The following is a 23,516-nucleotide window of genomic DNA, read 5'->3' on the forward strand; positions in this document are numbered from 1 at the left end:
GGCGTTTTTTTAGTCAATTAATGAGTACTCACCATTCTATGAGAGTTGAAGTCGTTATAAATTGAACTTGATCGCGAAATTGAACCTAAAACCAACGAGGGATGTGACCAAAAGGGTCAGTCTTCAGAATTACTAGGTACTTTGAACAGGCAAATGAGCAACTAACTAGGGCAAAGAAAATAACGAAGAAAGGAACCTGAAAAACATTCACAGAATCTGTGGATAACTTTGGGTATAACCCTTGAGCACTTTATTCAAACGCCCGTAGATACGGGCTTAGTGCTCATTGGCGATTTTTCGCTCCATTGCTATGCAGCCCCCTGCCTATAAGGGGGTTGAAAGAAAGGCAAGCTTTTTTTTAAGGATTATAGGCTTGACATTGGCGAATTTCGGGCAATATCTAATGTGTGAATAACCAACTGCCGTGGAACACCTTTTTTTATCGGCCGCGGTAAAAGTCAAGAAGATTTTTACTGTTTTTTTAGCTTCTTTAAGCATTTCACATTACACTCTGGCGCTGTTCGAGATATAAGAGAGATACGCCCTATGCATTGCCCATTTTGCAACGCGCAAGACACCAAAGTCATCGATTCCAGATTAGTTGCAGAAGGTGACCAGGTGCGACGTCGCCGTGAGTGTGTATCTTGCGGAGAACGTTACACCACCTATGAAACGGCCGAGCTAGTTATGCCTAAAATTATAAAGCATAACGGTAATCGTGAATCTTTTGATGAGGATAAACTAAGAGCTGGATTACAACGCGCCCTAGAGAAACGCCCTGTATCGGTTGAAAGCGTAGAAGCGTCATTAATGCGAATCAAGCAAGCCTTAAGGGCAACAGGCGAGCGCGAGTTAGCCTCGCGGAAATTGGGTGATTTCGTCATGGATGAATTAAAAGATTTAGACCAAGTGGCCTATGTTCGATTTGCGTCGGTTTATCGCAGCTTCCAAGACTTGAGCGAATTTCGCAGTGAAATCGATCGGTTGGAGAGCCAAGAATAGATGTCAGTTGGCAATAAAGATGCATTTTGGATGGCCAAAGCGATTGGTTTGGCTAAAAAAGGCCGTTTTACCACCACACCGAACCCAAATGTTGGCTGCGTTATTGTTAAGAATGGTGAAATAATTGGTCAGGGCTACCACTATAAAGCAGGGGAGCCGCATGCGGAGGTGCATGCCTTGGCTGAAGCAGGCAAAAACGCGCAAGGTGCAACGGCTTACGTAACGTTAGAACCCTGCAGTCATACAGGCAAAACCCCGCCATGTGCGCAAGCATTAATTGAAGCCAAGGTCGCAAGAGTAGTCTGCGCGATGACCGACCCTAATCCGCAAGTGGCCGGGTCGGGTTTCAATCAGTTAAAGTCTCAAGGAATTGAGGTGGAAGTCGGCGTTCTTGCTGGCGAAGCTGAAGCGATCAATCGAGGATTTTTAAAGAGAATGAGGGCTAAAAGCCCTTTCGTTCAGGTTAAAATGGCCTCCAGTCTTGATGGTGGAACCGCCATGGCGAATGGCGAAAGCCAGTGGATTACTGGGCGTGAGGCACGTCAAGACGTTCAGCGCTACCGAGCGCAAGCGTGCGCTATCGTAACAGGGGTGGGGACCGTGCAGGCAGATGATCCGAGCCTGAATGTTCGCCTAACCGGTGATTCTCGGCAACCCGATAGAATTATCCTCGACTCAACACTCACCACGCCATTTACGGCAAACCTGTTTACCTTGCCCGGTAAAACCATCATCGTTCACAGCAGTCAGAGCAGTGAACGAATTGCATCTTTTAAGGCTAAAGATCTGGAACTGGTGTATTTGCCTCAATCTAACGGTAAAAGAGGAGTCTCACTGGAGGCTTTTATGACCTGGGCTGGTGAGCGTTACAATCATTTGTGGGTTGAGGCCGGTGCAACGTTAGCGGGTGCTTTTATCACTGAACATTATGCTGATGAAGTGGTATTATACCAAGCGCCTGTTTTCTTGGGTGCGACGGCACGGCCAGTCATCAAAGAAGAACTTGCAAACCTAGCGGATAAGCTACAATTCAAAGTACTTGATCAGCGGTTTGTGGGCCAAGATGTGCGCTGGGTGTTAAAGCCCATTGCTCAGTAAAAATCTTGAATTTATCGAATTCGGCCACACTATTTGGCTGATAAATCGCAACAAATCATCAGGTCCATCACGCATTTAAGAGGCTTTTTGTGGCTTTAAATAGTATTGAAGAAATTATTGAAGATATTCGCCACGGCAAAATGGTGATTTTGCTCGATGACGAAGATCGTGAAAACGAAGGCGACCTAATCGTCGCGGCCGAAAAGGTGACTCCAGAAATCATTAATTTTATGGCTACCAAAGCGCGTGGCCTTATTTGCTTAACCCTAACAGGTGAGCGATGTGATTTCTTAGGATTACCGCCAATGGTTAAAAGTAATCAGGCCGCCCATAGCACGCCTTTTACTGTATCTATTGAGGCATCCGAAGGTGTGACAACGGGAATATCGGCGGCCGACCGTGCTAAAACGATTTTAGACGCGGTCAATCCGCAGGGCAAACCCGAAGACATCGTACAACCGGGTCATATTTTCCCGCTGCGAGCCCAACCTGGTGGCGTGCTCAGTCGTGCTGGCCACACTGAAGCGGGTTGTGATTTGGCGAGAATGGCGGGGTTGTTACCTGCGGCGGCGATCGTTGAAATTATGAACGATGATGGAACCATGGCACGCTTGCCCGATTTAATTCCGTTTGCGAAAGAACATGGACTTAAAATAGGTACCATTGCTGACTTAATTCACTACCGAATTCTCAATGAACGCACCATCGAAGAAGTTAAAACACAAACCTTAGAAACCAAAGCGGGAGTGTTTGAAGTTAAGGCCTATCAAGATCATTTGTCGGGCGGTACGCACTTAGCGCTTACAAAAGGTGCGCCTTTTAAAGCGGAAGATCCTACCTTAGTTCGAGTGCACGTGACTTCTACCTTGAAAGATTTGTTGGGCGTTAAAAGCGACGAGCACAAAAGTTGGTCTTTAGAAGCTGCTTTAGAGCAAGTGAGTGCAGAAGGTGCTGGGGTGGTGGTATTGCTCGATGTTCAGGAATCTGTCGATATCGAAACTGAAATGCAGCTAGCGTCAGGTAGTGCCAATAAACAGAAGAACCCGAATGTCGATAAATACGGCACCTATAATACGGTGGGTACCGGGTCTCAAATTTTAAGGGAGCTTGGCATTGGTAAAATGCGACTAATGAGTTCTCCGATTCGTTTTGGCGGAATTTCAGGGTTCGACCTTGAAGTCGTCGAATACATAGAACCGAAATAATATAACGTTGGGCGTAAATGCGCCTTACGACCAATATAGGATTAGAAAATGTCTATTAAAGTAATTGAAGGTGATTTCTCTGCAAACCAAGGGCAATACGCTATTGTGGTGACGCGTTGGAATAGTTTTGTTGTTGATCATTTGCAGGCGGGTGCCATTGATGCGCTTAAGCGTCATGGTATAAAAGAAGATCAAATCACAATTGTTAAAGCACCGGGTGCTTATGAGTTGCCGCTAGTGTGTCAACGCCTAGCAGATAAAGGCGATTATGATGCCATTATTGCTTTGGGCGCGGTAATTCGAGGTGGAACACCTCACTTTGATTATGTGGCGGGTGAAGCCGCAGGTGGTTTAAACAGTGTTGCGTTAACTATGGATATTCCGGTTGTGTTTGGCGTATTAACGGTTGATTCAATTGAGCAAGCCATTGAGCGCAGTGGTACCAAAGCGGGTAACAAAGGTGCAGAAGCCGCTGAAGTGGCCTTAGAAATGGTAAATCTTTGTGAAAACATTGGCCGTCCCGTGGTGGAGCAATAAATGACCAATCAAAAACCTAACGCAAACCAGCGTCGTAAAGCACGTAAATTGGCTTTGCAGGCTTTGTATCAGTGGCATGTAGCTGAGTCTCCTATTCATCAAATTGAGGCTGAGTTTTTAGTCGACAATGATATGAGTAAGGTCGATAAAGAGTATTTTTGCGATGTACTGCGTGGCGTTCCCGCACGTAAATCAGAGCTCGATGAGCACATTGAGAAGTACATTGATCGTAACTTGAAAGACTTAACGCCAGTTGAGTTAGCCATTTTACGCATGGGTACCTTTGAACTAGTGTCTCGCATTGATGTGCCTTACAAGGTTATCATCAACGAAGGCGTAGAGCTTTCAAAAGCCTTCGGGGCGAATGAAGCTCACCGCTTCGTCAACGGCATCCTAGACAAACTAGCCCAAGACCTACGCATCGCCGAAGTTAAGGCGAAGTAAGGGCGTGAACGGTGCCTTTTGGGCATCCGCTTGCTGCGGGCTACGAGCTGCGGGTTTAACCACTTCCGCTTGTGGCCTCTGCTGTTAAGTGTTTTGTCTCTACCCGCGGCTCGAAGCCCGCAGCCTAAAACAGTGGCTATTCCCGCTTTGGCGGCGGGTTCCACTTCCGTGGGTCGCTGTTCGCGCATCCAGTACCGCTAAACTTCGGCATCCATGCCTCAGATGCCCACTCCAGCGAAACCCACCACCAAAGCTAACCATCAGCTCTAAGTTCAAGTAGGTGTGTTCGTAGCAAAGCGAAGACACGAAGTAGGGTGCCACGAGTCAGGCTTTTGGGCTCCGGTATTAATTTAAGCCGTTCATAACAACTCGCTGCGCTCAAACAGTCATTCACTTTTAAATTAACACCCTCACCCAAGCCCAACTCTAATGCTGCTGTAAAATGTTTTAGTCAAACCCGCAGCTCGAAGCCCGCAGCCTAAAACAGTGGCTATTCCCGCTTTGGCGGCGCGTTCCACTTCCGCGGGTCGCTGTTCGCGCATCCAGTACCGCTAAACTTCGGCATCCATGCCTCAGATGCCCACTCCAGCGAAACCCACCACCAAAGCTAACCATCAGCTCTAAGTTCAAGTAGGTGTGTTCGTAGCAAAGCGAAGACACGAAGTAGGGTGCCACAAGTCAGGCTTTTGGGCTCCGGTATTAATTTAAGCCGTTCATAACAACTCGCTGCGCTCAAACAGTCATTCACTTTTAAATTAACACCCTCACCCAAGCCCAACTCTAATGCTGCTGTAAAATGTTTTAGTCAAACCCGCAGCTCGAAGCCCGCAGCCTAAAACAGTGGCTATTCCCGCTTTGGCGGCGCGTTCCACTTCCGCGGGTCGCTGTTCGCGCATCCAGTACCGCTAAACTTCGGCATCCATGCCTCAGATGCCCACTCCAGCGAAACCCACCACCAAAGCTAACCATCAGCTCTAAGTTCAAGTAGGTGTGTTCGTAGCAAAGCGAAGACACGAAGTAGGGTGCCACGAGTCAGGCTTTTGGGCTCCGGTATTAATTTAAGCCGTTCATATCAACTCGCTGCGCTCAAACAGTCATTCACTTTTAAATTAACCCCCTCACCCAAGCCCAACTCTAATACAGCTTTTAAGTGTTTTGACCTTACCCGCAGCTCGAAGCCCGCAGCCTAAAACACTGATGTTATCTTACTTGCAGCTTGAAGCTTGCAGCTTGCAGCTTATAACCGTCCAATTAAAAAAACCTAAAAACTCCCCGGTAACAAATGCTTTCGACCAATATTTCTAAGCTCCCTTTCGCCACACAATGCCATGGTGATATCGAGCTCTTTATGAACAATTTCTAAGGTTTTGGTCACGCCCTGTTCACCCATTGCGCCGAGACCGTATAAAAATGGACGCCCGATGTAGGTGCCTTTTGCACCTAATGCAATGGCTTTGAGTACGTCTTGACCGCTTCGAATACCGCCGTCTACGTGCACTTCAATCTGGTCGCCGACAGCGTCGACGATATCTTTTAATTGCGAGATGGATGAAGGGGCACCGTCGAGCTGTCGGCCTCCATGATTCGAAACTATTATGGCGTCGGCCCCCGTTTCTTCAGCGAGCTTGGCATCTTCAGTATCTAAAATGCCTTTTAGAATTAATTTTCCGCCCCACTTTTTCTTGATCCATTCTACATCTTTCCAGTTCAGTTGAGGGTCAAACTGCTCGGCTGTCCAGCTAAAGAGTGAGTCCAGATTACTAACCCCTTCGGCGTGACCAATAATGTTACGAAACCCTTTTCGTTTAGTGGCTAGCATTCTCATAGCCCATAGAGGTTTCGCTGCAATTTGGGTTAAACCTTTGATCGATTTATAGGGTGCAGTTGATAAGCCATTGCGAACGTCTTTGTGGCGTTGGCCCAGTATTTGTAAATCGAGTGTGAGTACCAGTGCACTGCATTTTGCGGCTTTCGCCCGATCAATCAGGCTCTCTAAAAACCGCTTGTCTTTCATAACATACAATTGAAACCAAAATGGAGCTTGCGTGTGTTCGGCTACATCTTCAATAGAACAAATACTCATGGTTGACAGTGTGAAGGGGACGCCAAACTTTTCAGCCGCTTTTGCCGCATGAATTTCACCATCGGCTCTTTGCATGCCCGCCAGCCCGGTGGGTGCCAGTGCAACTGGCATGAAGGTGTTATTGCCTACCATGGGCATTGCTGTGGAGCGGTTTGTCATGTCAACGGCGACACGTTGGCGAAGTTTAATTTTTTGAAAGTCACTTTCGTTGGCTCTATAGGTTGATTCTGTCCAAGAACCAGAGTCGGCGTAGTCATAAAACATTCTTGGGACGCGCTTTTCTGCCAGTTTTCTTAAATCTTCAATCGTGCACACGGTCATTTCAATGGCCTCGCTCTGTTGTTAGGTTGTCTTATCTTTAAAATCGCCTATTGGTTAATTTTTGGCAAATTGTTTCTATCATGTGCTCTCAACGGACTTGCTAAATGGCTTGAAACCTTTGCATTTGCGGGCTCATTGGCTTTTGCAATTGGTCTTACCAATTCCTTTGTTGATGTTTTGAAGGTTAATTTGAACGGCGTTGTAGAATTTTTTATCGCTTTGCAATAGGCTAATTTTATCTTTTCTTTAGGCTTTATTATGAAAACGGCTTTGTTTGCAGTGTTTTTGATGCTTTTTTTAGCCACGGGCATCATTACTTTATTAGGATTGATCCATAAAGTTCGGATTGAAAAAACGTACTTGAACAAGTTGTTTTTTGCGTTGATATTAGAGCTTTCTGGGGCGGTGATCTATTTGTTTACTGAAACCGAGTTTTTTGAAGTCACTGCAACACCACCTACGCCTGTTTCAGAAATTCATTCTCTAGCGGATGAGCTGTCGCAGCGTTTTCCCGATGAGTCGGTGTCTTCAATCGAAGCAAGACTGCGCCTTTACGATGGTATAGAAAGCGCCCTAGAAGACTCGAATGCTGAAATAGATAAATTATCGACAGAACTCAGTGTACTGGCGCAAGAGCAGATGAATTTGGAGCAAGAGCTGGAGTTGCGAGTTAACCAAATTAAATTGTTGAACAGCGAAATAAAAGCGCGCCAAGAGGCGATGGCAAAGCTAACAAAGTTAGAAAAGCAGTTCTTAGTGAAGATGGCGGAGCTTAACAGTCGGATTAGTGAGTGGGGTGCTTCGATCAACTTTCGTTGGCAGCCAGAAGAGAAGCGTGAGGTAGCGCTGATGTTGCAAGAGGCATTCAAAGAAATTGGTTTTATGGAGGCGAATGAATTGCCCAATGATGATCCGATGACGGCGCACGCTATTTTGGAGCGATACCAAAAGAAGAAACGTTTTAAAGAAGTCGGCTTTTTAACGCCTCAAGTGGTAGCGTTTATTGTTCAAGATTATTTATCGCCCGGTCTCGTTCGCTAATAAATAGGCAATCTACAGCCAAAAAAAAACCAGCCGAGGCTGGTTTTTTGCATTAGCTGTAAAATTAAGCCGCTTTAAGCGCTTTAACTTTAGCATTTAGACGACTCATAGTACGACTCGCCTTGCCTTTGCTGATGATGCCTTTACGTGCCATGCCATCTAAAACTGGCTGTGCCGTTAGAAGTGCTTTGTTTGCTTCTTCGTATTTGCCCGCTTCAATCTGAGCGACTACTTTTTTAACGTAGGTACGAACCATTGAACGCATGCTTGCATTACGTGCGCGACGGACCACAGCCTGACGAGCGCGCTTACGAGAACCAGCAGAATTTGCCACAGGATGCTCCTTAAGTATTTAGTGTTTGATGATAAATTTCGAGGGCGCGATTCTATTGATTCGCTATGCCAATGTCAACGGAATCTACCAGTTATATGTTGCATTGTGTAATTTGACGGTGTTTTGCATCGTTTAGGCAGCCGGATACCAAGGGTGAGCAGCTTGCGGGATGATTACGTTCGCTAGTACACTTCGCGACGTGTTCCATTCTATGATATTTAATAATTGAATCAACCAGTAAAAAAATCTTTGCTTAAAAGCTCGGCTATTGTAGGCATTGCAACCATGTTGTCGCGCTTTTTAGGTTTGGCGCGCGATATTGTTTTTGCGGCGTTGTTTGGCACCGGTGGCGCGCAAGATGCCTTTATGGTGGCGTTTAAAGTCCCTAATTTCCTACGGCGGCTGTTTGCCGAAGGGGCATTTAATCAAGCATTCATCCCTGTATTGTCTGAATATAAGCAAGCCGAAGGCGATGACAGCGTTCAAAAGCTGGTTACCGCTGTGCAAATATATTTAGGCGGTGTGGTTGGGCTGGTTACACTAATGGCGATGATTGGCTCGCCCGTTGTGGCATGGTTGTTTGCGGCGGGGTACCACGATGAGCCTGAAAAACTAGCCCTCGTATCAGATTTCCTAAAGCTCACTTTCCCGTATTTATGGTTTATATCGCTGACAGCACTTGGGTCTTCTGTGTTAAACAGTTATGGCCATTTCACGGCTCCAGCGCTTGCGCCTGTATTACTAAATATCTGTTTAATTGGCAGTGCACTGGTTCTGTCGCCTCTATTTGAAGTGCCTCAAACGGGCGTCGGTATAGGTGTTATTTTAGCGGGGCTTACTCAATTGCTTTTTATTATGCCTGCGCTCTATAAAACGGGTGTTTGGAAGCCTTTTAGTTGGCATCGACAGCACCCTGGCGTTAAGAAGATACAGCTGCTTATGCTTCCAGCCTTATTTGGTGTGTCGGTGAGTCAGATCAACTTACTGCTCGACACTGTGCTGGCAACCTTTTTACAAGACGCCTCGGTAAGCTGGTTGTATTACTCCGATCGGTTGATGGAGTTGCCGTTAGGGATATTCGGAATCGCCATTGCGACAGTACTTCTACCCAGCCTGTCATCTTTACGCGGCGAGCATGATACGGGCAAATTTACATCAACACTGGCCTGGGCCATGGTGCTGGTGTTAATGCTGGGGCTTCCAGCGGCCGCCGCTTTATATGTATTGCCGAATGAATTACTCACCCTTTTATTTCAAGTCGGAAAGTTCACCGTAGAAGATGTGGCGCAAAGTGCTTCGAGCTTAATGGCCTATGCCCTTGGCTTGCCTGCGTTTATGTTAATTAAAGTATTAGCACCGGCCTTTTTTGCTCGGCAAGATACCAAAACACCCGTAAAGGTGGGTATTCAGGCTATGGTGTGGAACATGGTTTTTAATCTCATACTGTTTTACCCGTTAGGGCATGTTGGTTTGGCATTGGCTACCTCATTGTCGGCTTGGTTGAACGCTGCCTTATTAGCGAAGCATTTGAAGAGTTTGGGGCAGTTACCCAGCCGTTCGTTGTTATTAAAACCTATTGCAAAGGTGGTGACTGCGACTATGGTCATGTCTGTGGTGTTATTGCTTGTGCTTCGGTTGCCCATGTTCATTATGCCTGAAGCGATTCTAGGGCGAATGGGCGTGGTGGCGTCTTTGATCGCCATGGGTGGTGGGTCGTATTTTGTCGCGCTTTATCTTTTGGGCGTGCGAGTAAAGCACTTACGCCACGCCTAGCTTATTAAATTTATTTAACTTATAAGGTCTTAAATGAATCTTTATATTTTTGCTGACAGTGATGAGCTGGAAGATTTTGCTGAACCCTTAGCCAGCAGTATTGCTGCTTGGGCCGAGCCTAAAACGAATTCAACCGCTGTTCATCGAGGAGAAGGTACTGGCTTAGAGCCTGTTACTGATCGTGAAATTGAACTCGGCCTAGAGATTACGCTATCGAAGCCTGAAAAACTCAAAGAGCCGTTGAATTTCTTATACAAATTAGCTCAAGAGCATAAGTGTGAGTTTGTGGTCGGTTTGATTGAAGAAAACGACTATCGAGATGTCTGTTATTTCGGTTTTGAAGAAGGTCGGCCCGATTTGTTTGAAATAGCGAATTATTTGTCTGTCTAAGAGTTATCAGGCCGCGTCAGTAAAAGACAATGCCTGATCTTTTCGGTATACTGCGCGACCGATTTCATTAGACCGAAGACCCATGCACGTCTCACGATTACCCGTAAATCCACTATCTGCAGCGGCCGTTACCATTGGAAGCTTTGACGGCGTTCATCTTGGGCACCAAAAAATCGTGTCTCGCCTAACACGTTATGCGCAATTGCATGGAATTAAGTCGGTTGTTGTTACGTTTGAGCCACAGCCAAAAGAACACATTAATCCTGCGACCGCACCCGCGCGACTCTCTTCGTTAGCTGATAAGGCGCGACGATTAAAGGCGCTTGGGGTCGATCATCTTGTTGTACTGCCCTTTAACGAATCGTTGCGCACCCTAACCGCCGATGAATTTGTTCGCCAGATCTTGATAAAGCGTTTAAATACCCAATGGTTACAGGTGGGTGACGATTTTAGGTTTGGTGCAGATCGTAAAGGCGATAGCCAGTTTTTAACGCAGTACGATTTCGACGTTTACGAAATGACCTCGCATTGCGCTAAAGATGGTGGGCGCATCAGCAGCACTCGAATTCGAGATGCGCTAAGCCAAGCTGATTTTAAATTAGCCGAAGAAATGCTGGGCGAGCCATATTCGCTCTCTGGTCGTGTAATCTATGGCAGGCAAATTGGCCGAACCATCGGTGTGCCTACCGCTAACATGCTACTGTCACACAGCAAATTAGCAACACAGGGTGTGTTTGCGGTTCAGACCACCATTGATGGAAAGTCTTATCAAGGTGTGGCGAATTTAGGACCTAAGCCCACGGTGGGGGATACCCGAAATTGGCTTGAAAGCCACCTATTTGATTTTAATGGCGAGATTTATGGCGCCCGCATCACTGTTGCACTCGTTAAACGGCTGCGCGGTGTTCAAACTTTTGATAATCTTGATGCCCTGAAACAACAAATTCAGAACGATATTGATGCCGCGAAGGCTTATTTTTCGCAACCAACGGAAGTGAATCTCACAAATGACTGATTACAAAGCCACATTAAACTTGCCGCACACCGATTTTCCGATGCGCGGAGACCTAGCGAAACGCGAACCGAAGATGCTGCAAAATTGGGAAACCAACGGTATTTACCAGCAGATTCGCGCTGCCAGTGAAGGTCGTAAAAAGTTTATTTTGCATGATGGCCCTCCCTACGCAAATGGGTCGCTTCACCTTGGTCACGCGTTCAATAAAATTTTAAAAGATATGATCATCAAGTCTAAAAGCTTGATCGGTTTTGATGCCCCATACGTACCAGGCTGGGATTGTCACGGCTTGCCAATTGAACACAAAGTTGAAGGCAAAATCGGTCGTGCTGGCGATAAAGTTGATTTTAAAGAGTTCCGTGCAGAGTGTCGGCGTTACGCGCATACGCAAGTAGACGGACAACGCGAAGAATTTAAGCGCATGGGTGTGTTTGGTGATTGGGCCAACCCATACTTAACGATGAACTTCGAAACTGAAGCCAACATCATACGAGCGTTGGGTAAGATCGCCGAAAGCGGTCACTTAGTGCGTGGTTATAAACCCGTGTATTGGAGTGTTGTTGGTGGTTCGGCATTGGCTGAAGCCGAAGTTGAATATCAAGATAAAACCTCATTCAGCATTGATGTGGCCTACCCTGCAAAAGATGACGGCGCATTGCTAAAGGCTATTGGCACCGATAAAGGTGAAGGCGCTGTGCAAGCCGTGATCTGGACGACCACTCCTTGGACGTTGCCCGCATCATTGGCCATTTCAGTTGGTGAAGAGGTTGATTACGTTTTATTACAAACCAACGTAAATGGTAAGCCAACACGTTTGGTTGTTGCCGAGGCGTTATTGGAAGCCTTTTTAGAGCGTACTGAATTAGACAATTTAGGTGTACTTGCTCACTTCCAAGGTGAAGTGTTGGATAAGCAAGTATTCACTCACCCATTCTATGATCGTGAAATACCTGCTTTATTAGGTGACCATGTCACGACTGATGCGGGTACAGGTTGCGTACACACCGCACCCGATCACGGTATGGAAGATTTCGTGGTTTGTAACAAATACGGCATCGAAACCATCAATCCGCTCGATGACAAAGGCATTTATCGCGCCAATGTAGAGTTATTCGCAGGTCAACATGTGTATAAAGTGGACCCTGTTGTGATTGAAACGGTCAAAGAAAAAGGCCAGCTATTAAGTGAGTCTAAGCTACGCCACAGTTATGCCCATTGCTGGCGCACTAAAACACCGTTGATCTACCGTGCAACACCGCAGTGGTTTATCAGCATGGAAGGCAATGGCTTAAAAGACCAAGCCATGGAAGCCATTAAAGGTGTTCGTTGGGTGCCGGGTTGGGGACAAAATCGAATCGAAGCCATGGTTGGGCAATCACCCGATTGGTGTATCTCGCGCCAGCGTACTTGGGGCACACCCATAACCTTTGTTATCCACAAAGAAACCGGTGAGTTGCACCCAGAGCTACCAAAAATAATCGAAGCCGTTGCCCAAGAAGTCGAAAAAGTGGGTATGGATGCTTGGTATGATTTTGATCTATCTACGGTGATCAGTGATGCCGACCAATACGAAAAAACATCCGATACATTAGATGTGTGGTTCGATTCTGGCGTTACACACTCTACCGTTTTAGAAAAGCGTGAAGAGCTTGGCCAATACCCGGCTGATATGTACTTAGAAGGGTCAGATCAGCACCGTGGATGGTTCCAATCGTCACTAAAAACAGCCGTTGCTATCAACGGTACCGCTCCCTATAAGCAAGTACTTACTCACGGTTTCGTTGTTGATGAGAAAGGCTACAAAATGTCTAAATCTCTTGGCAATGGCATGGAGCCGCAGGAAGTCTTTAACCAGTTTGGTGCCGACATTTTGCGTTTATGGGTGGCTTCTACCGATTACTCGGGCGATATGGCTTTCTCGAAAGATATTTTAAAGCGCACCGCCGATTCCTATCGTCGTATCCGTAATACGGCGCGATTCATGGTGTCTAACCTTAATGGCTTTGACCCTGCTACCAACAGCGTAGCAGTCGAAGACATGTTGGCGATTGATAAGTGGGCGTTAGATCGTGCCTTAACGGTACAGAATGAATTGGCCGATTTGCTAGATAACTACCACTTTGTTCAAGCAGTGCAAAAAATCCACCACTTCTGTGCCATTGATATGGGTGGTTTCTACTTAGACATCATTAAAGATCGTCAGTACACCACACAAGAAGATTCATTGGCGCGTCGCTCAGCACAAACGGCGATGTACCATGTGTTGCAAGCCATGGTCCGTTGGATTGCGCCAATCTTGAGCTTTACCGCAGAAGAGTTATGGCCATTTATTCCTGGTCAAGATAAAGCCACGGTGTTTACCGAAACCTTGTATACCGGGCTAAGCGCGTTTAAAGCTGATGAAGCGTTAGACGCTGGCTATTGGCAGCAAGTTCAACAGGCCAAAATTGGTGTGAACAAGGTGTTGGAAGAGGCGCGTAAAGAAGGCGTGATAGGCGGCTCGTTAACGGCCGAAGTGACGTTGTTCTGTGAGCCTGAGTTGTTGGCGGCATTAAGTAAACTGGGTGATGAATTACGATTCGTGACGCTCACCAGTGGCGCGCAGCTCGCTCCATTAGACAGCGCAACCGACACCGCATTAGAAACTGAATTAGCCGGATTAAAAGTGCAGGTTGTTAAATCGGCCCATGAAAAGTGTGGCCGCTGCTGGCACCAGCGTGAAGATGTGGGGTCGAATGAAGACCACCCTGAATTATGTGGCCGCTGTGTTGATAACGTAGCAGGTTCAGGTGAAGTACGCCATTTCGCTTAGTTTATTATTAAAAGTGGTGCTCATTCGAGGCGCCGCTTTTCTGATTATATTGGATGTTTTATATGCAAGTTCACGATCATTCGAAAGTAACGTTACATTTTTCATTGAATTTAGAAGATGGCCAAACGGTCGACAGTACCTACGAAGCCGATCCAGCAACTCTGAGTATTGGTGATGGTAGCCTTCCTGAAGGCTTTGAAAAGCATTTATTAGGCATGGCCGCCGGTGAAACCAAAGCCGTAGTAGTGCCACCTGAAGAAGCTTTTGGTCAACCCAACCCAGCGAACATTCAGCGCTTTAAAAAAGAACAGTTTGCGCAAACAGGTGAGCTTGAAATAGGCATGATGATGTCGTTTAAAGATGCCGGTGATAACGAACTTCCGGGAATGATCAGTGAAATTAACGGCGATGTAGTTATGGTCGATTTCAATCATCCGTTGGCCGGCAAACCGTTGAATTTTAAAGTGGATGTAATTGCCGTAGAGGATGCTAACGGTGGACATTAAGCTCGCCAACCCACGTGGCTTTTGTGCCGGCGTAGATCGCGCCATTGATATTGTAAACCGCGCATTAGAGGTGCACGGAGCGCCACTTTATGTTCGCCACGAAGTAGTGCATAACAAGTTTGTTGTAGAAGACTTAAAAAGCCGTGGCGCTATTTTTGTCGATGAGCTTGAAGAAGTGCCTGACGATAATTGGGTGATTTTTTCCGCGCACGGTGTATCACAAGCGGTTCGCAAAGAAGCCGAAGCGCGTGGTTTGAGAGTTTATGACGCTACTTGCCCTTTGGTGACCAAGGTGCACCTTGAGGTAACCCGTTACTCAAATGATGGTATGGAGTGCATTCTGATTGGTCACCGTGGCCACCCAGAAGTAGAAGGCACCATGGGTCAGTTTGATGAAAAAAATGGCGGCCAAATTTATTTAGTCGAAGATGAAGAAGATGTGGCCTCGTTAACCGTCGCAAACCCAAATAAGTTGGCTTATGTGACCCAAACGACGCTGTCGATGGATGACACGGCGAAAATTATCGATGCCCTAAGGGTTAAGTTTCCGAACATTCAAGGCCCAAGAAAAGACGATATTTGCTATGCCACTCAAAATCGCCAAGATGCGGTGAAAGTGCTGGCCAATGAATGCGATGTGGTCATCGTTGTGGGCTCTCCAAACTCATCTAACAGTAACCGTTTGCGAGAGCTTGCCGAGCGTATGGGTTGTCAGGCTTACCTGGTCGATACCGTTGAACAGTTAGAGGCGAAGTGGTTCGATAATGCGACTCGCATTGGCGTAACTGCGGGTGCATCGGCTCCAGATATATTGGTGAAACAAGTGATCGAAGGCTTAGTCTCTATGGGGGCTGATTCACCGATCGAGCTTGATGGCGTAGAAGAAAACATTACCTTTTCTATTCCCAAAGAACTGCGTTTAAACCCAATAGATTAGTCATCTACAACGCTAATCTATGACCTAGTTAGCAAAACCTCCCAGCTAAGTACCACTTATCAGATAGAACAGACCGCTCATCCACTTGGGCGGTTACTCTTCAGAATGACGCCTACAATGCATGTATATAAAAATCTGAGAGGCATGTATGAAGCGACAACACGGCTTTACATTAGTGGAACTGCTGGTCACCTTGATCATTATCGCCATAGTAGCGATGTTTGGTGCGCCTTCTTTCCGTAACGTCATGGTCAACTCCCAAATCGACTCAAATTTAAACTCTGTACGCTCATCGCTTATTTATGCACGCTCAGAAGCTGTGTCTAAGTCTCGCTTCATTACCGTTTGCATGAGTGCTGATGGTCAAACCTGTGTGAACGCAGGCGCGGCAGATTGGGGCACTGCAGGCTGGATCGTTTGGCATGATCGAGATAACGATGGTGTCTTTGAAGATAATGCTAACGCTGACCTGTGTGAGCTCGACCTTGATGATTGTATTTTAAGGGTATTTGGACCACTTGAAGGTGATAGCACTATGGTTGAGGCGAACGGGTTATATCGAGTTGTTTTTTCACCTCAAGGCCAGTTAAACATACCGGCGGCTGGTGGCGTAGAATTTAGTATGCAAATCAGCAATTGCGGCGAAGGGCAAGAGCGTGACATTACTATTTCCCGAGTAGGACGAACGACAACAAGCCAAGGAGATGCGTGTGATGCTTAAAAGTCAAACCGGTGCCACTATGATTGAAATTTTAGTGGCGGTATTAATTATCTCTATCGGCCTACTGGGTATCGCAGGCACCCAAACCCTGGGTTTAGCCAATTCACAAAGTGCGTTACACCGAAGCTACGCCGCTCAATTGTCAAATGAATTGGCCGATGCCATGCGCCTTAGCCCTAATAATTTAGCCGCCTATGACGGTTTTGCTACCGATCCAAATGCAAACGTTGCACTAAATGCCAATTGTACCGATTCTGGCCAAGGCTGTAACGCAGCAGCCATGGCGACTGAGTTTTTAAATGCCTGGGAACAACGCATAGAGGCTAATTTGCCAGATGGGCGTGCAAATATAACCCTGACCGATGATTTATATGTGGTAGAAATTGAATGGAAAGACTTGCGAACTAATCAAGCTCGTCAGGATGACTTAGCCCAGGGCCTTACAGCTGCTGAAATTGCAGCAGGGGAGCAAGAATACATCACCTTCACAACGAGTTTTCAGCTATGAATAGAATTAAGCAAGCAGGTTTAACCCTAGTCGAACTGCTCATCGCTGTTGCGCTAAGTGCGGTCATCATCATTGGCTTAACTCAAGTGTTTTTATCGAACCGCGAAGCCTTCAACTTATCGGAATCAATGGCGCGAGTACAAGAAAACGGCCGTTTCGCAATGAATGTAATAACCGAGGCAATTCGTTCTTCAGGAAACTATGGGTGCATTCCATGGTACAGCCCTGAAATTGACAATATTCATAGGCAAGTGACTAATAACGAAATTAATAGCTTTAATGCAGTCACTACCGTTACCCAAGAAGGTGCTGGTGTCGTGAATGGGATAAACGCACCAGATCAACTCGATGTATTAAGAATAGTGGGTGATCCTGTTCCGATTCAGTCTATTGATTACGCCACAAATTTAATTACGACCGATTGGGCTATTGATGATGTTGCCGAAAACGATTTATTACTCGTTAGTAATTGCTTAGTGGGTGATTACATTCGAGCCGGTGCTAATACAGCGGGCACCATAATTGAAGATGGAACCGGTAATTTAAGAGAAGGTTTGTATGACCGCGCCGATCAAGAAAATACCGTCGTAAAAGTAGAGCGTTTGTCTTTTTCTGTTGATGCCGAAGGTGATCTGAACCTCACCACCAATCTTGGTAGTCCTAATGCACCCCCTGTAACTGAGCTTGTTGGCGGAATCGAAAACCTACAGTTTCGCTATGGTGTCGATTTAGATGACAACTTTGTACCCGACTACATTGATGATTATGCAAACATTCCTGCCGCGGATAGAGCAAATATTATAGCCATTGAAGTGAATTTGTTAGTGGGCTCTCTTGTTAATGATGCGTCTGTTGTGAATGTAGTTTCCGAGCCTCAAACCTTTAACTTTGCCGGTGGTGTATTCCAAGCGCCAGATAGACGGTTGTACCGTCCGTTTCAAACACTAGTCACCATTCGAAATAGGGTGAAATAATATGAATGTGTCGAATATTCGTCTATCGAATCACCAAGTTAAGTCGCCAAAACAACAGAGCGGTGCCGTACTCATTGTTGCGTTGAGTCTATTAGTGATTTTAACCATTTTAGGTATTTCAGTTATGGAATCTTCTGTAATTGAAGAAAAAATGGCCGGAAATAACTTAGATTATAACTTGGCATTTCAATCCGCTGAATCGGCCTTAAGGGAAGGTGAGCAGTGGATAGCTCAACAAAGCGCTCGACCTGACACCGTTGCAGCAGCAGCGCCAGGTGCGGTGCTGAATTTAAATGCACTGGGCAATGCATGGTGGCGAAATGTGAATACTGCCTGGTGGAATACGGCTGGAAATAGCAATGTTTTTAACCCGGCAGATCCGCCCAATGGTGTCGATACCATGGAGGATGAGCTAGCTTTTCTTCCAAGGTATGTAATAGAAGAATACGACATCGTCTGCGATGGCGCTGTCAATGATCCAAATGCATCTGCGTGCAAGGTCATCTATCGAATAACCGCACGTGCCTGGGGCAGATCGCCTTCATCAACCGTACTGCTTCAGTCACTTTACGCTAAGAGGTTTTAACGATGAAAGAATTTATGAAACACCAAAGAACGTTGCGTTTTAGTTTAGTTCCTTTAGCGCTTTCAACTTTAATAGGTCAAGTTATTGCCGCTGACTTAGCGATGACAGACGAGCCCCTTTTCTTAAAGAGTGGCGTTCAACCTAACATATTCTTCGTGGTTGATGACTCAGGTTCCATGGGGTGGAATGCATTAAATAGCCCGGGCGCAAATGAGCATTGGAGTATCACCGACGCTTGGATCGATGATAGTAATGATGAATCTGGCTGGGATGTAACGCCCACGCTAAGCGATAAAAACGAATTGTTAAGAGCTTGCCCGGGCTTTAATGTGATGTACTACAACCCGAATCAAACTTACACACCGTGGCAAGGGGTTGATAAAGATGGTGATGCCTTTGTGAATCAAACTATAGCGGCGGCACGTTGGGAGCCTTACTATAAGACTGGAGGTACTAAAAATTTATCAGCTGCCGGGGGCGATGGTTTTCCCGCGGGTTACTTCCCGTGGCGTGATCACAACGGCGATGGTGTATTGGACAAGTTTTCAGACGCTGATAGTGCTAAAGACGATGGTACAGTCGATGAATTAGAGTGCCCAGACCTTGATGAGATTACAGATAAAATATCTAACAGCACTACGCGCGAAAATTACTTAAAGGATTGGTTTGTCGATGTTTCCGAAATGACGGCCGCTCAACAAACGAATTTCGCTAACTGGTTCAGTTACTACCGTAAGCGCGAGTTTGTCGCTAAAAAAGCTATGTCTGAGATAGTCTTTGATTCCTCAGCTCGGATGGGTTTAAGTACATTGCACAACCACAATAGCGTAGTGACCGAAATTAAAGACGTGGATAATTTATCAACGCCGGTTAATGCGACAGCGCAGGCTAACAAAAATACCTTGCTGAGCAACGTATTTAAAATCCGTTCACAAAACGGCACCCCGTTGAGAACCCGCTTGAAACGAGCGGGTGAATATTACAAAGGAAACGGTCTATCGGGCGTTTCGAATGCGGACTCCCCAATATTGAGCCAAGATGACGGTGGTTCATGCCAACAAAACTTCACCATTATGATGACGGATGGTGTTTGGAACGGCGACAGTCCGAGTCTTAACAACAGCTATAGAAACGCCGATTCTGATAATAATTCAGATTACGATGGTTTAGCGGGTGATAAAGGTAAGTACGCAGACAAAGACTCAGGGGTGAATAACACCTTGGCCGATGTCGCTATGCATTATTATGAAACAGACCTTGACACAACATTGCCAAATAATGTTCCCACCTTTACCGGGATCGATGAAAACAGCGCTCAACATATGGTGACCTACACGGTTGCGTTTGGATTAACAGGTGATCTAAGTGAGGATGAGGGGCCTGATTCAACCGGGTGGTTAGGTTGGCCAACGCCGGTCAGTAATCAAGAATCGACCATAGATGATGTTTGGCATGCCGCGATAAACGGAAGAGGCTTGTTCTTGTCGGCCAGCGATCCAGATGAGCTTGTGACCTCATTGAATGCAACCATTTCAGACATTCAAGGGCGCGATGCTTCGGCGTCAGCCGTGAGTGTGAACACCGGTTCAATTTCGAGCGATACAATGGTGTTCCAGGCTGAATTTAACAGCCAAACTTGGGGCGGAAGACTATATGGGGTCGAAATTGAACTAGACGGCTCCATTGGTGACGTGCACTTAGCATCTATAGTGCCTGCACATAATGATCGGGTTATAGTTACCTATAATGACTTAACGAACGATGGCGCACCATTTCGATGGAGCAATATTTCGTTAACTCAACAAAGTGAATTAAGTAATAGTGAGCCGTTACTCAATTACTTACGCGGAGATGATGCTTTAACCAACGCGGGCACACATCGTCGTCGAGTAACATTAGAAGATGTTGATTCTCGAGCTGTCTCGCCATTAGGTGACATAGTTAACTCGTCTCCTATTTTTGTCGGCAATCCAGAATACTTTTACCCTGACAACTTAGAAGGCGCTTCTTATAATGCTTTCAAGAAAGATCCTAATGGTGATAATCAAAATTATCGAGAAGAAACAGGTGAGCGTGTATTGCATCGCAAACCAATGATCTATGTTGGCGCAAATGACGGCATGTTACATGCATTCAATGCCGATACTCATTCAGACGATTTTGGTATGGAAGAGTTTGCTTATGTACCTGCTAGTGTTTATTCAAGGTTAGAGCGATTAGGGGATAAAAGCTATAGCCACAAATACACGGTAGATGGCAGTCCAGCCGTTGCTGATGTGTATTACGATGGCAGCTGGAAAACAATTCTAGTGTCAGGCTTAGGCGGTGGCGGTCAAGGCTTATTCGCCCTGGATATTACTAACCCAGAAACGGGTTTTGATACAGAAGCCAATGCAGCTAACAACGTCTTGTGGGAATTTACGGATGTCAATGACAGTGATTTAGGTTACACCTTTGCACAACCCGTGATTGGTAAATCAAACATAAATGGTCGGTGGGTAGCATTCGTCGGCAACGGCTACAACAATACTGAGTCCGATGGCTTTGTAGGGTCAGGTACCGCAAAACTATTTGTAATTGATGTTGAGACGGGGCTGAAACTTGCTGAAATCGACACCTTTGAAAATGATCTTTCTACACCGAATGGCCTGTCTACGGTAAATACCCTAGACGTCGATGGTGATTACATTGTCGACTATGTTTACGGTGGCGATATAGAAGGAAATCTATGGAAATTTGACGTATCGGATGGAAACCCAGCCAACTGGTCTGTTTCAACAGATGTTCTTGGAAACATCAAGCCACTGTTTACGACCTGTACAATTGAGTCGACAAACTGTCCTACTGACAAACGTCAACCTATTACCGTTAAACCACAAATAGCATTGAACCGTGGGGCAACAGGCTATGTTGTATTTTTTGGAACTGGTACCTATTTCCTAAGAGATGATAATACCAACAAGGGTACTCAAAGTTTCTATGGCATTTGGGATCGTATGCAAGAACATGTTCAAGCAGATTTCAACCGCTTCCATTTACTAGAGCAAAAAATAGTAGCTGAAGTTCAACCGACTGGCTCGGAAAACTCATTCAGAGCCACCACTTCTTATGATACGGTTTGGTTTAATGGTTCAGGTTTACCAACCGACGGAAGCGATCCGGACAGTTTAGTTGATACCCATTTAGGTTGGTATATGGATTTTGTGAACACACAAAATAATAATACGGATGGGCTAGGTGAGAGGTTAGTCAGTGACCCTCAATTAAGAGATAACAATATAATTTTCACTACCTCTATTCCTGATCAAGATCCATGTTCCTTTGGTGGCCGAGGTTGGTATATGGAAATTGATGCGCTCAGTGGTTCAAAACCTTTACAAGCCGCAATTGAGGTTAATGATGACGGCGTTGTTGATGACCAAGATGTGATAACTTACAGCTATGTGGATGAAAACGGAGATACAGTAGAAGTGACTGAGTATGTTAGTGGATCTAGCTCTGACAACTTAATCACACGGCCCGTGTGTATTACGCTCGATGATAGTACTGAAGTTTGTATTTCTAATACCTCAGGTACGTCCGACGCCAATGCAGTCGATGAATGTGACGCCGTAGGTATGTCCTGTCAAATTCGAGACCCTAAATCAACATTAGGGCGATGGACATGGCAAGAACTGTAATTTTTCCTAACGATTGGAGAGTAAGTATGAATATTATAAAGAAACAATCGCTGTGCCTAATGGCGTTAATTTTAATGCTGAGTACCTTCGTTAGAGCAGATTTAACAGAGGCAACTGTTTTCATTGATCAACTAGACTTGAATAATAATATGGTGCTGGTATCGGATGTAAAAATGTCTGTTTCTAAATTCACGGTCGTTCAGTACGCCGGCGATAGCGAAACGGTACGCCGGCCGCTTTCAATTCTGAAGGAAGGGCAGCAAGTCCGCATTTCGTTTGAGTATGCACATAACCGTCTCAACACGATTGAGAAAATTGTTATTCTGTCAAAATAACTGAGACTATAAAGCTCACGCAAGGCGTGAGCTTCTTTTTATAGGTAATTATATGAAATTAAAAACAGAAAATGGCTTCACGCTAATGGAATTGGTGATTGTAGTGGCCATCATTGGAATTTTAGCCGCATTCTCGTTTCCGCAATATGAACGCTATGTTGATAGAGCCGCACGGTCTGATGCACGCGCTGCCGTAATTGGTTTAGCCGGTGCAATGGAGCGACGTTTTACCGAAAATAATTCCTATTGTGACAATGCGGATATCGTCGCAAATGGAGGCGCAGTGGTTAATGACTGTAATCTAATTACACCAGACAATAATGTTCCCGATACGGGCCCACCAAGTATTTATGAAGCTGATGTTCCAGTAAACAACCCAAACTACACGCTTAGAATTGAAGCGGTAAGCCGAAGCAACTTCACTGTTAGGGCTACCAGAGTGGGCCGAATGTTAAATGATGAGTGTGGGGATTACACCTATACCAATACGGGAGTTAGAGGTTTGGTAAATAACACCGCCGCATTAGACGAATGCTGGTAGCTTATTTAATTCGCTAAGCGTAAAACACTAACACTCAAAGGCTTGCCAGCGTCCATTGCGCTTATGGACCAGCAAGCCTTGTTTATTTTCCTTATATTGAAATCTCACTCTCCCCGTAATATTCACCTTTAAATGAAAAGCCCCATTTTCGATATTGCCTCTCGGGCATACTGTGAAGCCGCGAGCGTGACCCATTCGTAAATCATAACTAGCATAGTGAAACTTAAAATAAGGCTGGTTCTTCGGGTAAATACTAAAGGTATTATCTGAGGTGTTTTCTAATACTCTCAACAGCTCTTCATCGGGGTCTAGTTTTTTGTTCTCGTTCGTGTCGATAAAAAGTGTCCAAGGAAGTGTTAAGTCTTTGGAGCATTCATTGTTGATTAACGGGCAAGCTGTAACGATTTGCTGAGTCAGAACGGCTTGGGAGCGGCCATAGTTAAGGAAAGTTACCCAATCGTTTTTTAAACGATCCGATTGAGCAATAGCGATTAAGCCGGCAAAACTCGAAGCAGCCATGGCCGCGACAAGCGCAATTAAAATGACAGTCGAGAGCAGCTCGACCATAGTAAAGCCTTGTTGTTTCATAATGCATCCTTGCATAATGTGAGACAACAATAGGGTAGAGAACTAAGCGTTAAATGGGTATAAAAATAATCATCGTTTAGTTATA

Annotated in this window: 34 protein-coding genes; 23 read left to right on the top strand and 11 right to left on the bottom strand. The window is 45.7% G+C overall.

Annotation, left to right across the window (positions count from 1 at the left end; translation table 11 throughout):
* Positions 1-85 precede the first annotated feature (85 nt).
* Positions 86-211: a hypothetical protein gene (locus QWZ13_RS04875; protein WP_290280781.1), complete on the bottom strand. Its 126-nt coding sequence runs from the start codon at positions 209-211 to the stop codon at positions 86-88.
* A gap of 113 nt (positions 212-324) precedes the next feature.
* Positions 325-462 (bottom strand): hypothetical protein, encoded by a 138-nt coding sequence (locus QWZ13_RS04880; RefSeq protein WP_290280782.1) that lies wholly within the window; start codon positions 460-462, stop codon positions 325-327.
* A gap of 84 nt (positions 463-546) precedes the next feature.
* On the opposite strand from QWZ13_RS04880, the gene nrdR reads away from it, so the two are divergent.
* The 5 genes from nrdR (at position 547) to nusB (ending at position 4,286) form a co-directional block, all read left to right on the top strand.
* On the top strand, positions 547-1,002 hold the full coding sequence (gene nrdR / locus QWZ13_RS04885) for a transcriptional regulator NrdR (RefSeq protein ID WP_216000286.1): 456 nt from the start codon (positions 547-549) through the stop codon (positions 1,000-1,002).
* A complete protein-coding gene (gene ribD, locus QWZ13_RS04890; RefSeq protein WP_290280783.1) occupies positions 1,003-2,100 on the top strand; it encodes a bifunctional diaminohydroxyphosphoribosylaminopyrimidine deaminase/5-amino-6-(5-phosphoribosylamino)uracil reductase RibD in 1,098 nt (365 codons plus the stop codon).
* A gap of 89 nt (positions 2,101-2,189) precedes the next feature.
* Positions 2,190-3,305 carry a bifunctional 3,4-dihydroxy-2-butanone-4-phosphate synthase/GTP cyclohydrolase II gene (ribBA, locus tag QWZ13_RS04895; protein ID WP_290280784.1) on the top strand — a complete coding sequence of 372 codons (1,116 nt, stop codon included), beginning with the start codon at positions 2,190-2,192 and terminating at the stop codon, positions 3,303-3,305.
* 48 nt (positions 3,306-3,353) lie between these two features.
* A complete protein-coding gene (gene ribH / locus QWZ13_RS04900; RefSeq protein WP_216000283.1) occupies positions 3,354-3,842 on the top strand; it encodes a 6,7-dimethyl-8-ribityllumazine synthase in 489 nt (162 codons plus the stop codon).
* A complete protein-coding gene (nusB, locus tag QWZ13_RS04905) occupies positions 3,843-4,286 on the top strand; it encodes a transcription antitermination factor NusB (protein WP_216000282.1) in 444 nt (147 codons plus the stop codon).
* Here nusB and QWZ13_RS04910 read toward each other — a convergent pair.
* Genes QWZ13_RS04910 through QWZ13_RS04935 form a run of 6 tightly spaced genes read right to left on the bottom strand, consistent with a single transcriptional unit; the run spans position 4,214 to position 5,315 of the window.
* Complete coding sequence (locus tag QWZ13_RS04910) at positions 4,214-4,474, bottom strand: hypothetical protein (protein WP_290280785.1); 261 nt, start codon at positions 4,472-4,474, stop codon at positions 4,214-4,216. The genes nusB and QWZ13_RS04910 overlap by 73 nt on opposite strands.
* Positions 4,386-4,592, bottom strand: a complete 207-nt coding sequence (locus tag QWZ13_RS04915; protein WP_290280786.1) for a hypothetical protein — start codon at positions 4,590-4,592, stop codon at positions 4,386-4,388. The genes QWZ13_RS04910 and QWZ13_RS04915 overlap by 89 nt, the downstream gene beginning before the upstream one ends.
* Positions 4,540-4,704: a hypothetical protein gene (locus QWZ13_RS04920; protein ID WP_290280787.1), complete on the bottom strand. Its 165-nt coding sequence runs from the start codon at positions 4,702-4,704 to the stop codon at positions 4,540-4,542. The genes QWZ13_RS04915 and QWZ13_RS04920 overlap by 53 nt, the downstream gene beginning before the upstream one ends.
* 29 nt (positions 4,705-4,733) lie before the next feature.
* Positions 4,734-4,946 carry a hypothetical protein gene (locus tag QWZ13_RS04925; protein WP_290280788.1) on the bottom strand — a complete coding sequence of 71 codons (213 nt, stop codon included), beginning with the start codon at positions 4,944-4,946 and terminating at the stop codon, positions 4,734-4,736.
* The gene (locus QWZ13_RS04930; protein WP_290280789.1) at positions 4,894-5,058 is read right to left on the bottom strand and encodes a hypothetical protein; all 165 of its coding nucleotides are present in this window, start codon (positions 5,056-5,058) and stop codon (positions 4,894-4,896) included. The genes QWZ13_RS04925 and QWZ13_RS04930 overlap by 53 nt, the downstream gene beginning before the upstream one ends.
* 29 nt (positions 5,059-5,087) lie before the next feature.
* On the bottom strand, positions 5,088-5,315 hold the full coding sequence (locus QWZ13_RS04935; RefSeq protein ID WP_290280790.1) for a hypothetical protein: 228 nt from the start codon (positions 5,313-5,315) through the stop codon (positions 5,088-5,090).
* A 126-nt stretch (positions 5,316-5,441) separates the two neighbouring features.
* Here QWZ13_RS04935 and QWZ13_RS04940 point away from each other — a divergent pair, with 126 nt between their 5' ends.
* Complete coding sequence (locus QWZ13_RS04940) at positions 5,442-5,591, top strand: hypothetical protein (protein WP_290280791.1); 150 nt, start codon at positions 5,442-5,444, stop codon at positions 5,589-5,591.
* Here the strand turns inward: QWZ13_RS04940 and QWZ13_RS04945 are convergent.
* On the bottom strand, positions 5,548-6,690 hold the full coding sequence (locus tag QWZ13_RS04945) for an alpha-hydroxy acid oxidase (protein WP_290280792.1): 1,143 nt from the start codon (positions 6,688-6,690) through the stop codon (positions 5,548-5,550). The two genes, QWZ13_RS04940 and QWZ13_RS04945, sit on opposite strands and share 44 nt — an antisense overlap.
* 18 nt (positions 6,691-6,708) lie before the next feature.
* On the opposite strand from QWZ13_RS04945, the gene QWZ13_RS04950 reads away from it, so the two are divergent.
* Positions 6,709-6,918 carry a hypothetical protein gene (locus tag QWZ13_RS04950; protein ID WP_290280793.1) on the top strand — a complete coding sequence of 70 codons (210 nt, stop codon included), beginning with the start codon at positions 6,709-6,711 and terminating at the stop codon, positions 6,916-6,918.
* A 30-nt stretch (positions 6,919-6,948) separates the two neighbouring features.
* Positions 6,949-7,731: a coiled-coil domain-containing protein gene (locus QWZ13_RS04955; RefSeq protein WP_290280794.1), complete on the top strand. Its 783-nt coding sequence runs from the start codon at positions 6,949-6,951 to the stop codon at positions 7,729-7,731.
* 64 nt (positions 7,732-7,795) lie between these two features.
* On the opposite strand, the gene rpsT is transcribed toward QWZ13_RS04955, so the two are convergent.
* Positions 7,796-8,065 (bottom strand): 30S ribosomal protein S20, encoded by a 270-nt coding sequence (gene rpsT / locus QWZ13_RS04960; RefSeq protein ID WP_216000278.1) that lies wholly within the window; start codon positions 8,063-8,065, stop codon positions 7,796-7,798.
* A 225-nt stretch (positions 8,066-8,290) separates the two neighbouring features.
* Between rpsT and murJ the strand changes: the two genes are divergently transcribed.
* The 15 genes from murJ (at position 8,291) to QWZ13_RS05035 (ending at position 22,843) form a co-directional block, all read left to right on the top strand.
* A complete protein-coding gene (murJ, locus tag QWZ13_RS04965; protein WP_290280795.1) occupies positions 8,291-9,838 on the top strand; it encodes a murein biosynthesis integral membrane protein MurJ in 1,548 nt (515 codons plus the stop codon).
* A 33-nt stretch (positions 9,839-9,871) separates the two neighbouring features.
* Positions 9,872-10,228 carry a hypothetical protein gene (locus QWZ13_RS04970; RefSeq protein WP_290280796.1) on the top strand — a complete coding sequence of 119 codons (357 nt, stop codon included), beginning with the start codon at positions 9,872-9,874 and terminating at the stop codon, positions 10,226-10,228.
* An 82-nt stretch (positions 10,229-10,310) separates the two neighbouring features.
* Positions 10,311-11,243 (top strand): bifunctional riboflavin kinase/FAD synthetase, encoded by a 933-nt coding sequence (gene ribF, locus QWZ13_RS04975; RefSeq protein ID WP_290280797.1) that lies wholly within the window; start codon positions 10,311-10,313, stop codon positions 11,241-11,243.
* Positions 11,236-14,055: an isoleucine--tRNA ligase gene (gene ileS, locus QWZ13_RS04980; RefSeq protein WP_290280798.1), complete on the top strand. Its 2,820-nt coding sequence runs from the start codon at positions 11,236-11,238 to the stop codon at positions 14,053-14,055. The genes ribF and ileS overlap by 8 nt, the downstream gene beginning before the upstream one ends.
* Positions 14,033-14,230 (top strand): hypothetical protein, encoded by a 198-nt coding sequence (locus QWZ13_RS04985; protein ID WP_290280799.1) that lies wholly within the window; start codon positions 14,033-14,035, stop codon positions 14,228-14,230. Before ileS ends, QWZ13_RS04985 begins: the two co-directional genes overlap by 23 nt.
* On the top strand, positions 14,160-14,561 hold the full coding sequence (gene fkpB, locus QWZ13_RS04990) for an FKBP-type peptidyl-prolyl cis-trans isomerase (protein ID WP_290283272.1): 402 nt from the start codon (positions 14,160-14,162) through the stop codon (positions 14,559-14,561). Before QWZ13_RS04985 ends, fkpB begins: the two co-directional genes overlap by 71 nt.
* Positions 14,542-15,498, top strand: coding sequence for a 4-hydroxy-3-methylbut-2-enyl diphosphate reductase (gene ispH, locus QWZ13_RS04995; protein ID WP_290280800.1), 957 nt, complete (start codon positions 14,542-14,544; stop codon positions 15,496-15,498). Before fkpB ends, ispH begins: the two co-directional genes overlap by 20 nt.
* 105 nt (positions 15,499-15,603) lie before the next feature.
* Positions 15,604-15,741: a hypothetical protein gene (locus QWZ13_RS05000; protein ID WP_290280801.1), complete on the top strand. Its 138-nt coding sequence runs from the start codon at positions 15,604-15,606 to the stop codon at positions 15,739-15,741.
* On the top strand, positions 15,680-16,219 hold the full coding sequence (locus QWZ13_RS05005) for a GspH/FimT family pseudopilin (RefSeq protein ID WP_290283273.1): 540 nt from the start codon (positions 15,680-15,682) through the stop codon (positions 16,217-16,219). Before QWZ13_RS05000 ends, QWZ13_RS05005 begins: the two co-directional genes overlap by 62 nt.
* Positions 16,212-16,727 carry a type IV pilus modification protein PilV gene (pilV, locus tag QWZ13_RS05010; RefSeq protein ID WP_290283274.1) on the top strand — a complete coding sequence of 172 codons (516 nt, stop codon included), beginning with the start codon at positions 16,212-16,214 and terminating at the stop codon, positions 16,725-16,727. Before QWZ13_RS05005 ends, pilV begins: the two co-directional genes overlap by 8 nt.
* On the top strand, positions 16,724-17,701 hold the full coding sequence (locus tag QWZ13_RS05015) for a PilW family protein (protein ID WP_290280802.1): 978 nt from the start codon (positions 16,724-16,726) through the stop codon (positions 17,699-17,701). Before pilV ends, QWZ13_RS05015 begins: the two co-directional genes overlap by 4 nt.
* Before the next feature lies 1 nt (position 17,702).
* Positions 17,703-18,287, top strand: a complete 585-nt coding sequence (locus tag QWZ13_RS05020) for a pilus assembly PilX family protein (protein WP_290280803.1) — start codon at positions 17,703-17,705, stop codon at positions 18,285-18,287.
* 2 nt (positions 18,288-18,289) lie between these two features.
* Positions 18,290-21,967 carry a pilus assembly protein gene (locus QWZ13_RS05025; RefSeq protein WP_290280804.1) on the top strand — a complete coding sequence of 1,226 codons (3,678 nt, stop codon included), beginning with the start codon at positions 18,290-18,292 and terminating at the stop codon, positions 21,965-21,967.
* Complete coding sequence (locus QWZ13_RS05030; RefSeq protein ID WP_290280805.1) at positions 21,952-22,302, top strand: hypothetical protein; 351 nt, start codon at positions 21,952-21,954, stop codon at positions 22,300-22,302. Before QWZ13_RS05025 ends, QWZ13_RS05030 begins: the two co-directional genes overlap by 16 nt.
* 52 nt (positions 22,303-22,354) lie before the next feature.
* On the top strand, positions 22,355-22,843 hold the full coding sequence (locus QWZ13_RS05035) for a type IV pilin protein (protein WP_290280806.1): 489 nt from the start codon (positions 22,355-22,357) through the stop codon (positions 22,841-22,843).
* 27 nt (positions 22,844-22,870) lie between these two features.
* Here QWZ13_RS05035 and QWZ13_RS05040 read toward each other — a convergent pair whose 3' ends face one another.
* Complete coding sequence (locus QWZ13_RS05040; protein WP_290280807.1) at positions 22,871-23,431, bottom strand: GspH/FimT family pseudopilin; 561 nt, start codon at positions 23,429-23,431, stop codon at positions 22,871-22,873.
* Positions 23,432-23,516: the final 85 nt, after the last annotated feature.

It is taken from the genome of Reinekea marina (assembly GCF_030409715.1).
Taxonomy (GTDB): domain Bacteria; phylum Pseudomonadota; class Gammaproteobacteria; order Pseudomonadales; family Natronospirillaceae; genus Reinekea; species Reinekea marina.